12 protein-coding genes and 1 tRNA gene are annotated in these 14,295 nt (G+C 39.2%); 11 read left to right on the forward strand and 2 right to left on the reverse strand.

The features are described from left to right. The first annotated feature begins 21 nt into the window (after positions 1-21). The 4 genes from G529_RS16660 to G529_RS0107585 all read left to right on the forward strand — a co-directional run bounded on the left by G529_RS16660 (position 22) and on the right by G529_RS0107585 (position 4,639). Positions 22-936, forward strand: a complete 915-nt coding sequence (locus G529_RS16660; protein WP_211220657.1) for a type IIL restriction-modification enzyme MmeI — start codon at positions 22-24, stop codon at positions 934-936. Continuing rightward, entirely contained in the window at positions 866-2,881 is a 2,016-nt protein-coding gene (locus G529_RS15635) for a DNA methyltransferase (protein ID WP_211220658.1), read from the forward strand. Before G529_RS16660 ends, G529_RS15635 begins: the two co-directional genes overlap by 71 nt. Before the next feature lie 82 nt (positions 2,882-2,963). Then, positions 2,964-3,380, forward strand: a complete 417-nt coding sequence (locus tag G529_RS0107580) for a LexA family protein (RefSeq protein WP_026914959.1) — start codon at positions 2,964-2,966, stop codon at positions 3,378-3,380. Then, positions 3,380-4,639 carry a Y-family DNA polymerase gene (locus tag G529_RS0107585; RefSeq protein ID WP_026914960.1) on the forward strand — a complete coding sequence of 420 codons (1,260 nt, stop codon included), beginning with the start codon at positions 3,380-3,382 and terminating at the stop codon, positions 4,637-4,639. Before G529_RS0107580 ends, G529_RS0107585 begins: the two co-directional genes overlap by 1 nt. An 83-nt stretch (positions 4,640-4,722) precedes the next feature. On the opposite strand, the gene G529_RS0107590 is transcribed toward G529_RS0107585, so the two are convergent. Then, a tRNA-Ser gene (locus G529_RS0107590) sits at positions 4,723-4,807 on the reverse strand. Between the two features lie 277 nt (positions 4,808-5,084). Between G529_RS0107590 and G529_RS0107595 the strand changes: the two genes are divergently transcribed. Continuing rightward, the gene (locus G529_RS0107595) at positions 5,085-6,107 is read left to right on the forward strand and encodes a M28 family metallopeptidase (RefSeq protein WP_026914961.1); all 1,023 of its coding nucleotides are present in this window, start codon (positions 5,085-5,087) and stop codon (positions 6,105-6,107) included. A 76-nt stretch (positions 6,108-6,183) separates the two neighbouring features. Here G529_RS0107595 and G529_RS0107600 read toward each other — a convergent pair whose 3' ends face one another. Beyond that, complete coding sequence (locus G529_RS0107600) at positions 6,184-6,825, reverse strand: protein-L-isoaspartate(D-aspartate) O-methyltransferase (protein WP_026914962.1); 642 nt, start codon at positions 6,823-6,825, stop codon at positions 6,184-6,186. 136 nt (positions 6,826-6,961) lie between these two features. On the opposite strand from G529_RS0107600, the gene G529_RS0107605 reads away from it, so the two are divergent. From G529_RS0107605 to G529_RS0107630, 6 genes are all read left to right on the forward strand, one after another. Then, on the forward strand, positions 6,962-7,927 hold the full coding sequence (locus G529_RS0107605) for a Gfo/Idh/MocA family protein (RefSeq protein WP_026914963.1): 966 nt from the start codon (positions 6,962-6,964) through the stop codon (positions 7,925-7,927). Between the two features lie 65 nt (positions 7,928-7,992). Further along, positions 7,993-8,883, forward strand: coding sequence for a 3-hydroxyacyl-CoA dehydrogenase family protein (locus G529_RS0107610; RefSeq protein WP_026914964.1), 891 nt, complete (start codon positions 7,993-7,995; stop codon positions 8,881-8,883). Positions 8,884-8,958: 75 nt separating this feature from the next. Beyond that, positions 8,959-10,194 carry a DUF1015 domain-containing protein gene (locus G529_RS0107615; RefSeq protein WP_026914965.1) on the forward strand — a complete coding sequence of 412 codons (1,236 nt, stop codon included), beginning with the start codon at positions 8,959-8,961 and terminating at the stop codon, positions 10,192-10,194. A gap of 63 nt (positions 10,195-10,257) precedes the next feature. Continuing rightward, a complete protein-coding gene (locus tag G529_RS0107620) occupies positions 10,258-10,917 on the forward strand; it encodes a YggS family pyridoxal phosphate-dependent enzyme (RefSeq protein ID WP_026914966.1) in 660 nt (219 codons plus the stop codon). A 17-nt stretch (positions 10,918-10,934) separates the two neighbouring features. Beyond that, positions 10,935-12,308: an exonuclease domain-containing protein gene (locus tag G529_RS0107625; protein ID WP_026914967.1), complete on the forward strand. Its 1,374-nt coding sequence runs from the start codon at positions 10,935-10,937 to the stop codon at positions 12,306-12,308. Further along, positions 12,301-14,280 (forward strand): DUF3857 domain-containing protein, encoded by a 1,980-nt coding sequence (locus G529_RS0107630; RefSeq protein ID WP_035695778.1) that lies wholly within the window; start codon positions 12,301-12,303, stop codon positions 14,278-14,280. The genes G529_RS0107625 and G529_RS0107630 overlap by 8 nt, the downstream gene beginning before the upstream one ends. Positions 14,281-14,295: the final 15 nt, after the last annotated feature.

Below are 14,295 nucleotides of genomic sequence, written 5' to 3' on the forward strand. Positions count from 1 at the left end.
AAAAAAGCCTTAAATCGTTGTATGAAAGAACAAATTGATAAATTTTTAAAGTACGCATTAACCTTAGATGGTGACGAAAAGGGGGAAGCCCAAGTTTATTGTGATAGGTTTTTTCAAGCATTTGGTCATGACGGTTATAAGGAAGCAGGAGCTACTTTAGAATTTCGTGTGAAATCTAAAAACACCACAAATTTTGCAGATTTGCTTTGGAAAAACAAGGTGTTGATTGAAATGAAAAAAAAGGGTGCTCACTTACCAAGTCATAGAACTCAAATATTTGATTATTGGTGGAAGCTTAGACCTGATCAACCAAAGTATTCAATTCTCTGTAATTTCAAGGAGTTCATTATATACGACTTTTCTTTACAAGATGAACCCCTTGATCGCATTAAGCTTGAAGAACTTCCAGACCGTTATACAGCATTTAATTTTATGCTGCCAAAACCAGCTACACCAATATTTGAGAATAACCTTGAAGAAGCAACTCGGGAAACTGCTGACCTGGTAGCTAAAGTTTTTAATTCCTTATTAGAAAGAGGAGAAGATAGAAATTGTGCTCAACGTTTTATTTTACAATCCATTTTCACAATGTTTGCTGAGGATTATCAGCTTTTACCTAAAGATATATTTACTCAAATTCTCCTTGATTGCAAGAGTGGAAAAGGTAATTCTTATGATCTAATTTACTCATTATTTCAGCAGATGAATACTAAAGAACAGGCACGAGGTGGACGGTTCCGGGATGTGAAATATTTTAACGGAGGTCTGTTTGCCAATCCTGAATCAATGGAACTGACGGATGAAGAATTAGCTATGCTTTTTTCAGCCGCTTCTCAAAAGTGGAACAAAGTAAATCCAGCGATTTTTGGAACTATTTTTCAAAGTAGCATGGGCGAAAAGGCGCGCCATGCATTTTGGAGCACATTTTACAACTGAACTAGATATTCTCAAAATAGTTCACCCTACTATTATTCAACCATGGCGCGAAAAGATAGCGAAAGCTAAAACACTAAAAGATATGAAGCAACTCCGTAGAGAGTTAGCTGAATTTAAGGTTCTTGATCCCGCATGTGGTAGTGGAAATTTTCTATACGTTGCTTTTCGTGAATTGAAACGGATCGAAATGGAATTGCTCAATAGAATACATAAAGATTTTCCGAAAAGTGCAGCTGAAATCGGTACGCAGTCAATTGTTAGAATCAAACAGTTTCATGGTTTAGATTATAACAGGTTTGCTGTTGAATTAGCAAAAGTAACTCTAATGCTCGCTAAAGAAATAGCTATTAGAGAAACGAAAGATTGGGTGGACACAATGCAATTTGGGCTTGGATTTCAAATGGAGGAAACCTTGCCATTAGATAATATGGACGAAAATATAATATTTGCAGATGCACTGTTCATAGATTGGATAGATGCTAATGTAATAATTGGAAATCCGCCATTTCAATCCAATAAAAATATGCAGGATGAGTATGGAGGAGAATATGTAAACAAATTGCGTAGTGCTTATCAGGATATCCCCGGTCGTGCTGATTATTGTGTTTACTGGTTTTACAAAGCACATCATGTACTGAAAGATGGTGGATTTGCGGGATTGATAGGTACGAATACCATAAGACAAAACTATAGTAGGGAAGGTGGATTAGATTATATATGTAAGAACAATGGAGTAATCTTTAATGCTGTTTCTTCCCAGCCCTGGTCAGGTGATGCAGTAGTTTTTGTTTCTATTGCCAACTGGACTAAGGGACATTTTAACGGTAAGAAAAAACTTTACATCGAGGATAAATATGGCGAACAAATTGAACATGAGGTTTCAGAAATAAATAGTAGCCTCTCATTGAATGCTGACGTATCCGGAGCAAAGATTTTGGAGATTAACCGAAAACCAAAAAAGGTTTTTCAAGGACAAACCCATGGTCATGCAGGGTTTCTATTGGCAACTGAGGAGGCTAAAGAAATTTTAAAACAATCTGAAAATAATAATTCTGTTTTGAAACCTATTTTAATTGGAAGAGAACTTGTTTCTTCTAAAGGTAGTCAACCAAAACGATTTGTTATTGATTTTACAGGAATTGATATAATGGAGGCCGCTAGTTATACTGGACCTTTTAATAGAATCCAACAAACGGTTTTACCTGATAGAGAAAAAAAGGCAAATGACCAGGAAGAAAATAATAAGAAATTACTTGAAAAAAATCCAAAGGCTAAGGTTAATAAACATCATATCAATTTTTTGAAAAGCTGGTGGCAACTTTCTTACGGGAGAAAAGACATGAAATCCGAACTTTCTAAAATCAGTAGGTTTATAGCCTGTTCGAGAGTATCATCACGACCAATTTTTGAATTTATTTCTTCTAAAATTAACCCTAATGATTCAATTATGGTTTTTGCATATGAAGATGATTATACATTTGGTATAATTCAATCTTCTATTCATATAGCATGGTACCATGAAAAAGGAGCTACCCTAAAAGGAGACCCTAGTTATACTCCCAACACAATTTGGGACACCTTTCCCTTTCCACAAGATCCAAAACCTAAAGATGTTAAAAGAGTAGCTTTAGCTGGTAGAGAATTGAGAGAAAAGCGAAATGAAATAATGAATAAATATGATTACTCATTACGTGATATTTATCGACTTATTGAACAACCTGGAGCTAGCCCCCTAAAGGATTTGCATAAAAAACTGGACGATTCTGTTTTTGCTGCTTACGGATTTAGCAAACGAAAAACTTTACTTATTCAATTACTTGAACTTAATTTTGAAGTTGCAGATAAAATTAAAAGGGGTGAACATGTGGAAAGTCCAGGTTTACCAAAATGCATTAATAACAAGAAAGAATTTATTAGTCAGGACTGTGTAAAAATATTGGATTAATAAAACCAAAAAGTGAAGAATCATCTTAAAATGGATATATTCCTATTTTTTGGATTAAATCCAATTTTATTACATTTGAAGCATGAAATTATTGCTTCATTTAGCCATTCCCAGAATTTTCAGTTTTCCATTTATTGGTAGTATAACAGCCGGCTTTCCCTCACCTGCAGATGACCATCTGGATAAATCTATAGATCTCAATTCTGAAATAATTAAAGATCGAGATGTTACCTTTTTTGGAAGAGTCGAAGGTGATTCAATGATTGGTGCTGGTATAGAACACGGGGATCTTTTAGTCATAACTAAAGGGTTGGAGCCTAGGAATGGTAAAATAGCCGTATGTTTTATCGATGGGGAATTTACTGTAAAGCGCATCAAAATTGAAAAAGATGTCATCTGGTTAGTTGCTGAGAATCAGAAATACCAACCTATAAAGGTTACGGCAGAAAATGACTTCCTGATCTGGGGAATAGTTACCAACGTAATCAAGTATGTGTAATGTACGCACTGGTAGACTGCAATAATTTTTATGCCTCCTGTGAAAGGGTTTTCAATCCCTCTCTGGAAAATAAACCGGTGGTAGTTCTGTCCAATAATGATGGATGTGTCATTGCTCGAAGTAACGAAGCTAAAGCCTTGGATATACCCATGGGTGCTCCGGCATTTCAGATTGAAAAGCTATTTGAAAAGAATGGAGTATATGTTTTCAGTTCCAATTATGCTCTCTACGGAGATATGAGCAGAAGAGTAATGAATATACTTTCCAGGTTCACTCCAGATATTGAGATTTATTCTATCGACGAAGCATTTCTACTCCTGGAAGGATTTGAAGGACATTTTGATCTCAATTCTTACGGTAAAGAAATGATTAAAGCTGTTCGAAGTAAAACTGGTATTCCGATTAGTATCGGCATTGCACCCACAAAGGCCTTGGCAAAAGTTGCGAATAAGATTGCGAAAAAATTTGCAGATCGTACGGGTGGAGTTCATATCATCAATGACCCAATAAAAACCAGGAAAGCCCTTATGTGGACTAAGATTGGTGAGGTGTGGGGCATTGGGCGACAATACGAAAAGAGACTATTAGCTCTTAATATCAAAAATGCTCAGCAGTTTGTAGAATTACATGATGAATATGTCCGGAAAGAATTTTCAGTTGTCGGCCTGCGACTAAAAAGAGATCTAGCAGGACTAACCACTTTGTCGTTAGAAGCTACTCCGCTTAAAAAGAATATTGCAGTCACCAGGGCTTTTGAAAGTATGTACAGTGATTATGCAGAATTGAAAGAAAGAGTCTCTACATATGCTATAAAGATTGGAGAAAAACTCAGGAGGCAGGATAGCAATTATTCTCTACTACAGATATTCTTATTTACAAATCCATTCAGGAATGATCTTAAGCAGTATCGAGCAAGGATATCAGTATATACTCCTATTCCAACTAACTCAAGCATTACATTAGTCAAAACAGCTTTAACTGGTCTCCAGATGATCTACAAAGAAGGTTACCAGTATAAAAAGGCTGGTATTATTGCTATGAAACTCACTCCGGCAAAACAAAAACAGTTCAAATTATTCTCAGAAGAAAACCCAAAGCACGAACAATTAATGAAAGTGGTAGATCAGTTAAACTTCAGGGAAAATGGTAAAGTGAAATTTGGAGGTCAGGACCTTGGGCGAACCTGGAAGAACAAGCAAGAGAGATTATCTAACAGGTATAGTACAAGAATGCAAGAATTAATAATAATAAAAGTATAAACAAAAAAACACCCAATCCTTTATAGAATTGGGTGTGAATTTGGGTGTCAACTCCATAAGTTACTGATAATCAGTTGACATTGCGGAGAAAGAGGGATTCGAACCCCCGGAGGTGTGACCCTCAACAGTTTTCAAGACTGCCGCATTCGACCACTCTGCCATTTCTCCTGAGTGCCTCATCAGCTATTTGCTGAATGCGGGTGCAAATATAACAAGCTTTTTCAATTTAAAACAACATTTCTTTCAACTTTTTTATACTAATTTTTAGTGCTCTCATTATCAACACTTCCAAAAACAATTTTTTTTTAAACGATACCTGTATATCCAATTTTCTGTTGAAGTTTAAACCTTCCTGGTTCAGCCTAGTCTATTTAATAAGGGACATTCATATCCTTTGCAAGGAAACCGCTATATTGGCGGCATTAACGAAAAACTAATAAACAATATGAAAAAAATTTGGTTTCTGGCCATACCTGCAGTTCTGGCCGCATGTAGCGCTCATAACAAAAAGATCGAAAATGCAGACCCTATGGAATATGCAAACACGATCACTTCTGAAGAGCTCAAAGAACATCTCTACACCTTTGCCAGTGATGAATTTGAAGGTCGGGAGACAGGAGAACCTGGGCAGAAAATGGCTGCAGAATATCTTAAGAACGAATATAAAAGTCTAAACCTGCCTTCTCCAATTGGCGGTGATGACTATTACCAGGAAGTACCAGTAAGCTATTTTAGAAGAGGAAATGTAAAACCTACAGAAAATGTTGTTGCATTTTTAAAAGGTTCTGAAAAACCAGATGAAATCCTCGTCATTTCATCTCATTACGACCACGTTGGAATGGATGATGAAGGGAATATTTATAATGGTGCAGATGATGATGGTTCAGGTACTGTTGGGGTTCTTGAAATTGCTGAAGCTTTTGTAGAAGCCAGCAAAGATGGATTCACTCCAAAACGTTCCATTCTTTTCCTCAATGTAACCGGGGAAGAAAAAGGACTTGTTGGTTCTAAATTTTATACAGACGAACCAATTTTCCCTTTGGCTAATACCGTAGCCAACCTTAATATCGATATGATTGGAAGAATCGATCCAGATCATGAAGGAAAAGAAGACTACGTTTATCTAATTGGAAGCGATAAGCTAAGCACAGATCTTCATGAATTAAGCGAGAATGTGAACTCAAAATTTATGAACATAGATCTTGATTATAAGTATAACGACGAGAACGATCCCAATAGGTTCTATTACCGAAGTGACCACTATAATTTCGCGAAAAACAATATCCCGATCATTTTCTATTTTAACGGGACTCATGCCGATTATCACAAAATGACCGATACTCCAGATAAGATCGAATACGATCTGTTAGCCAAACGTGCGCAGCTGGTATTCCTAACTGCCTGGGAGATCGCAAATCGTGACGAAAGAATTGTGGTTGATAAACCAATCGAAATAGATTCAGAATAATTACTGCTGAAACTAAATGCAAAAAGCTCCTTTACAGGAGCTTTTTTTGTTTTGATCTCAACTCTCGAGATGGTATCTAGTTTTTGTTCTGAAGCAATGGAACAAATCTGAAGTTTCCGTATTCGGTTTTATCGAACTCCTTTGGAGATTTTCTAATGAACAAAGTCATGATCTGGGTATCCTTTCCCACGGGGATGACCAGGCGACCCCCAACTTTTAACTGGCTCAGCAGATCCATTGGAACCTCTGGTGCCCCGGCAGTCACGATGATCTTGTCATAGGGTGCATATTCCGGGATCCCCTTATACCCATCACCAAAACTCAGAAATTTAGGCCTGTATCCTATTTTGGACAAAAAGGTTCTTGTCTTTTTGTATAGTTCTCTTTGTCTTTCAATACTGTACACCTTTGCGCCAAGCAGGCAGAGAACTGCCGTTTGATAGCCGCTTCCCGTTCCTACTTCCAGCACTTTTTCACCTGGTTTTAATTGCAGCAGTTCAGATTGGAATGCTACCGTATAGGGTTGGGAGATCGTTTGATCTGCAGCTATTGGGAACGCTTTGTCCTGGTATGCATGATCTTCAAAACTGCTATCCATGAACAGGTGCCTGGGGATCTTGCCAATGGCCGCCAGCACTTTCTTATCGGTAATTCCTTTTTTCTCTACCGTTCTTACCAGCTGCTGTCTTTTTCCCTGATGTCTGTAAGTGTCTTTCAAGTCTGTTTTGCTTTGATACGGGTATAAAATTAGGCAAAGAAGCCGACTATTCCCAAGTAATTTGCACTCCCAATTTGGGCTGGAATTCTAAAGTATTTAATATCAAAATGCTATTTTTGTGAAAAATGCAAAAAATATGCTGAAAGCAGGGGTTCTGGGTGCTGGTCATCTAGGGAAAATTCATCTTAAATTATTACAGCAGTCAGAAAAATATGAACTTGTAGGCTTCTACGATGCGAATGCTGAAAATGCAAAAAAGATCTCAGAAGAATTTGGCTATACCATGTATGATAACCTGGATAAGCTTATCGCAGATGCCGATGTGATCGATGTGGTCACTCCTACCCTCGCCCATTTTGATGTGGCAAAAAAAGTCATCACTGCGGGCAAACATTTGTTTATTGAAAAGCCCATTACCAACACCTACGAAGAAGCTGAAGAACTGATCAAACTTGCTGATGAACACGGGGTTAAAGGACAGGTTGGTCATGTAGAAAGGTTTAACCCGGCATTTCAGGCAGTTAAAGATCGCATCGAAAATCCAATGTTTATTGAAGCGCATCGTTTGGCTGAATTCAATCCGCGAGGGACAGATGTTCCGGTGGTGCTCGACCTTATGATCCACGATATTGACGCGGTGATGAGCGTGGTAAAATCTGAAGTGGTAAAGATCAACGCCAGCGGAGTTTCAGTAATTAGTGACACACCAGATATCGCAAACGCGCGTATAGAATTCGAAAACGGGTGTGTCGCCAATCTTACCGCCAGCAGGATTTCAATGAAGAATATGAGAAAATCAAGATTTTTTCAGCGTGATGCCTATATTTCTGTGGATTTTCTGGAGAAAAAATGCGAGGTGGTAAAAATGAAAGATGTACCAGAAGATCCAGATGACTTTGCGATGATCCTTCAGAATGCCGAAGGTGTCAAAAAACAGATCTATTTTGATAATCCGGAGGTTTCAGCCAATAACGCCATACTCGAAGAACTGGAAAGTTTTGCTGAAGCGATCCATAACAATACCGAACCGGTAGTGACCATGCAACAGGCGGCAAATGCCCTTAAAGTTGCCAACCAGGTGATCGCCAATTTTAATTTGTAATCTAATGAACCGTTCAGGATATTTCCGAAGAGAAAGAAACCGGAACGTATAAAATCTATATTTCTATGAAAAATATTGCCGTAATAGGAGCAGGAACGATGGGGAACGGGATTGCCCATACTTTTGCTCAAAGCGACTATAAAGTACATTTAATCGATATTTCTGAAGACAGCCTGAAACGAGGAATGGATACTATTTCCAAAAACCTTGATCGTATGGTGTCCAAGGAAAAGATCACCGAGGATGAAAAAAACAAGACCTTATCTAACCTTACTACTTTTACCAGTATTGCTGAAGGAGTTAAAGGTGTGGACCTGGTGGTGGAAGCCGCTACAGAAAACACAGATCTTAAACTGAAGATTTTTAAGGATCTTGATGAAAATACTGATGCCAATACGATCCTGGCAACTAATACAAGTTCTATTTCGATCACGCAGATCGCCGCGGCAGTATCCAACCCGGAAAGAGTGATTGGAATGCATTTTATGAATCCTGTGCCAATCATGAAGCTGGTGGAGATCATTCGTGGATATAATACCAGTGACGAGATCACCCATACGATCATGGAACTTTCTAAGAAACTTCACAAGGTGCCGGTAGAAGTGAATGATTATCCGGGATTCGTAGCAAACAGGATCCTTATGCCCATGATCAACGAGGCGATCGAAACCCTGTACAACGGTGTTGCCGGAGTTTACGAGATCGATACCGTGATGAAGCTTGGAATGGCACACCCAATGGGGCCGTTGCAACTGGCAGACTTTATTGGGCTTGACGTTTGTCACTCTATCCTTGAGGTGATGTACGACGGCTTTAAAAATCCTAAATACGCACCATGCCCGCTGCTTACCAATATGGTTCGTGCTGGTAAGATTGGAGTGAAATCTGGTGAAGGTTTCTATGATTATTCTGAAAGCAGAAAAGCAGAACAAGTTTCGGAACAATTTAGCAGCTAGAACTTCTGATATAGTATGAAGGCTGTATTTCTGGTTTTACTGAAATACTTGCAGCCTGGAAATAGCATTTAGAAATTGACAAAAATACTACCTTTTAAAGCGGTTCGCCCGGCGAGAGAATTTGCCGGGCTTGTCGCATCCCGGTCTTATGAAGATTATGATGAGGAAGAACTGAAGGCTCAGCTGGAATTCAATCCGTATTCATTTCTGCATATCATCAATCCCGGATACAAATTTCAGCATGAAATTGGCGGGGAAAAGCGATTTGGAATGGTCAAGAACCGTTACCTGGAGTTTCGCGAGGACCGTACTTTCATACAGGATGAACTTCCCTCTTATTATATTTATAAGATTCATACCCGTGATGGCGATTGCTGCGGCATTATAGCAGCGGCAAGTGTTGAGGATTATGAGAATAACGTGATCAAAAGGCATGAAGACACCATTGCTCACCGGGAAGAATTATTCAAGGAATACCTTAAGGTGGTTGGCTTTAATACAGAGCCGGTTTTGCTTACTTATCCAGATGATCCTGTGATCAATGCATTGCTGGAAGAAAGGATGAAATCCAGGCCAGAATATGAATTTGCCACGGCCAATAAGGAGATTCACTCACTCTGGCTTATAGACGAGCCTGCCAATATTGAGAGGATCCAGCAACAGTTTGCGGCAATCGAACAATTATACATTGCAGATGGTCACCATCGTAGCGCATCCTCCTGGTTACTGGCCAAGGAAAGCAGGGAGCAAAATCCTGATCATACCGGCCAGGAAGCTTATAACTTCTTTATGAGTTACCTCATTTCTGAAAGTAACCTGAGAATTTTTGAATTCAGCCGACTCATCAAAGACCTGAATGGCCATACCAAAGAAGAATTTCTGATCCTGCTGGACGAATGGTTCAGAATAGAAAATCGCGGAATAGATATTTATAAACCTTCCAAAAAGCATCATTTTAATATGTACCTGGATGGCGAGTTCTATTCCTTATATCTTCGGAAGCATAATGCTGAATTTACAGATTCTTTAAGTGAACTGGATTCGTTTATTCTATACGAAAAGATACTGAAGCCTATTCTGGGAATTGAAGATCTTCGTTACGACAAACGAATCGCCTACATTCACGGTCGCAATGATCTAATCGAATTGAAAACAAGGGTAGACAGTGGTGAATTTGAAGTCGGATTTGGGATGTTACCTGCCGGTATCGAAGAAATCAAGCAAATTGCCGATGAAAATTTGACCATGCCGCCAAAAAGTACTTATATTGAGCCGAAATTGCGAAGTGGTCTTACTATTTATGAATTTTGACCTCAGCGCGATAACCAACCTGCCCTACCAGGGATCAAGTATCCTTAATTAAAGTTTTAGAGGATGAGTGTTTCAGAAAATATAAAAAAATACAGAAGTGAACTTCCTGAGAATGTGAAGCTGGTCGCTATTTCCAAGACCAAGCCTAACGAAGATCTTATGGAAGCTTACGAAGCCGGTCAACGAATCTTTGGAGAGAACAAGATCCAGGAAATGACCGATAAGTGGGAAGAACTTCCCAAAGACATAGAATGGCATATGGTGGGACACGTACAACGCAATAAAGTGAAGTACATGGCTCCGTATGTAGGCCTTATTCACGCTGTGGACAGCCTGAAATTACTAAAGGAGATCAATAAACGCGCTAAGCAAAATGATCGCACGATCAATTGTTTACTACAGATCAAAATTGCGGAGGAAGATTCAAAATTTGGCATTAGCAGGCAGGAAGCTCGTGAGATCCTGGAATCTGATGCTTATGCTGAAATGAAGCATGTGAATATCGTTGGATTGATGGGAATGGCAACCTTTACAGAAGACGAGCAACAGGTTCGGGAGGAATTCAAGCGCCTGCAGTCGGCTTTTGATGACTTTAGCCAGGATTTCCCTGAACTCAGGGAGATTTCCATGGGTATGAGTGGCGACTATAAGATTGCCGTGGAATGTGGCTCTACCATGGTGAGAATTGGCAGCAGTATTTTTGGAGAACGCAACTATAATTAAATTAGAGGAGAGAGTATTTGTACGCTATACTAGACATAGAGACAACCGGTGGGAAATACAATGAAGAAGGGATCACCGAAATTGCAATTTATAAGTTCGATGGCCTGAAGGTCGTAGATCAGTTCATTAGCCTGGTGAATCCGGAACAGCCTATACAGCCGTTTGTAGTTAATCTAACCGGGATCAATAATGAAATGCTTCGGAATGCTCCTAAGTTCTATGAAGTCGCTAAACGAATCGTAGAAATTACCAAAGACTGTATCCTGGTAGCGCATAATGCTAAGTTCGATTACCGGATTTTGAGAACCGAATTTAGACGACTCGGCTTCGAATACGAACGCCAGAGCCTTTGTACCGTGGAACTTTCCCAAAAACTAATTCCCGGTCAGCCTTCCTACAGCCTCGGTAAACTGGTAAGATCTTTAGGAATTCCTCTAAGCGATCGTCACAGGGCTTCAGGCGACGCGCAGGCGACGATCAAATTATTTAAAATGCTACTGGCAAAAGATGTCGAAAAAGACATCATGAAAGAGCTCGTTAGAAAAGAACCAAAGAAAAATCTAGATACCAAGCTAGTATTTATCCTGGAAGAGCTGCCTTCAGAAACCGGTGTTTATTACTTCCATAATGAGAATGGTGATATCATATATGTTGGAAAGTCGAGAAATATTAGAAAAAGAGTAAATCAGCATTTCACCAACGACAATCCAAAGTCACGTGAAATGCAGAAGAAAGTCGCTTCAGTATCCTATGAGCTCACGGGCAACGAGCTTATTGCATTATTGAAAGAGAACCAGGAAATCAAACAGATCAAACCAAAATATAACCGGGCGCTAAAAAGAGATATTTTTAGTCACGGCCTGTATCATACTGTAGACGAAAATGGTTATATCAATTTAAAGATCGCTAAGGCTACCAAATCTGGTAATCGAATCACCACCTTCAGTTCTTTAAGATCTGCCAGGAACTCCCTTACCAAATGGGTGGAAGAATATGAATTATGTGAACGATTGGCTGGTTTGCATGGAGGCGATGGGAATTGCTTCGCTTATACGATCAAAAGCTGTCATGGTGCCTGCGTGCAGGAGGAACACGCAGATGCCTATAATGAGCGTGTGCGTAAACTTATAGATCGCTATTCTTATGAAAATAAGGATATGCTGCTGGTAGGTCGTGGAAGAGAAGTTGACGAAAAAAGCGCTTTGTTGATCGAGGATGGCGAGTTTAAAGGCGTAGGTTACTTCAATCTAAATCACCAGATCAACAATCTCGATATCATCAGGTCCATCATTACACCCATGAATAATAACCGTGATGCTGAACATATTATCCAAAGCTTTTTACGAAAAAAGCATCAATTTAAAATCATCCAATTATCCATTCATGAGTAAATTTTTTACGCTGCTATTTTTATTATGTATCAGCTTATTACCTGCCCAGAATTCCAATTATGCTTCTGAAGAATTTGAAGTTTCAAGAGAAGACCTTTTAGCTAAAAATTACGCCCTGGACAGCACAGCCCATGCCGTTTATATATATGAATCTGGTTTTACTGAATTTGATCCAGATGAAGATTATGATGTGGTGACAGATTATAAGGCGAAGGTCAAGATCCTGGATAAGCAGGGAATTGATTATGCTACCGTTAAGGTAATCCTGGGAAAGAACAGCGATAATGACAAGGTCATGGAGGTAAAAGACCTGAAAGCTCACACCTTCAAATTAGTAAACGGTCGTATCGTAAAGAAAAAAATAGAAACCTTAGCCACCTTCCATAGTGAACACAAATTTTACGATGAGTTTTCCTTCACTTTTCCAGATGTAGAGCCGGGTGATGTGATTCAGTATTCCTATAAGCTTGTTTCGCCGTTTAACTTCAACTTTAAAACCTGGCAGTTTCAGGAGGATATTCCGAAGATGCATTCGCAATTCACGTCGAAGATCCCGGGTAATTATGAATATCACACCACGCTTACAGGAGGCATGAAACTTCTAAAACGCGAAGAGAAAGTGATCGAACATTGCATTAGCTTTGGCCTTACGTCTTCCATGGCTGGCTGCCTGGAAACTTTGTATGTGATGAAGGACATTCCTGCGTTTATCGAGGAAGACTACATGACCAGTGAAGATAATTACATTGCCAAGATCGAGTATGAATTAAAGCAGGTTACCAGAACCGATGGTTTTGAAAGAAAGTATACCTTAACCTGGGATGATGCCGACAAGGAAATTCGCACTTCCAGCAATTGGGGGAAACAGTGGAAAAAGGACAATGCTGTAAAGGATGTTCTGCCTGAGGCTATCCGAAGTATGCCAAATTCACTGGAAAAAGCAAAGAAGATCTATTATTTCGTTCAGGAGAATTACCAGTGGAGCGGTGAGTATGATATTCATGGTGATATGAACATCAAGGATATTATAGACAATCAATCTGGAAATGTTCTTGAGTTGAACAGCTTGCTACATAACTTATACGCTTCAGAAGGATTTCAAGTATCGCCTGTCCTGGCATCTACCCGAAGAAACGGTTTCGCTCCAAGAGTGCATCCTGCGATTTCAGAATATAATTATTTCTTCGTTCAGCTAAAACTAGATGGAAAAGAGTATAATCTCGATGCTACAGATGATCAACTAGACTTTGGCCGACTCCCTTTTCGTGCCTTGAATTCATTTGCAAGAAAAATCAATCTTGAAGGTTCCAGCGACTGGATGACTATCGAACCAGATGATTTCAGCAATTATGCTTTTAAAGATTCTATAAAAGTACACAAGGATGGTACGGCGTCAGGTACATCTAATCAGCATTTGAGTGGTTACCACGCTGTGAATTTCAGAAATAAGATCAGGGAAAATGGTGAGGAAAAGATTTTCCAGGATCTTTCTAAAGCTCAGCAGTTCACCAGGTCTACAGAGGTCGCGGTCGAAAACCTGGATGAGGTGGAAAACGGACTACAAATCGAATATACGCTTGAAAATGTAAGCCAGAAGATCAATGATCTTATCTATCTGAATCCGTTCAGTTTCCAGTTTTTCGAGAAGAATCCTTTTAACCTGGATGAGCGTACCTATCCTATCGATTTCGGATATAAGAATGCTTTTAGTTATTCTGCAGAAATTCATATTCCAGAAGGCTATTCAGTAAAAGAACTTCCGGAGCAAAAAGCTTTCAGATTGCCGCAAAAAGGCGGTGCTTTAATCTTTAATGCAGTGAAATTTTCTGAAAATGTGGTCATGATCCAGTGCAGAATGACCCTTTCTCAAACGCTGTACACGCCAGAATACTACGAAGGACTCAAAAAATTCTTTAATGAATTGATGACAGTTCAAAGTCAGTCGCTTATTGTACTCGAGGAAAATAGTTAAATTAGAACTCAAGAA

The sequence above is a fragment of the Christiangramia portivictoriae DSM 23547 genome, assembly GCF_000423045.1.
Classification (GTDB): Bacteria; Bacteroidota; Bacteroidia; order Flavobacteriales; family Flavobacteriaceae; genus Christiangramia; species Christiangramia portivictoriae.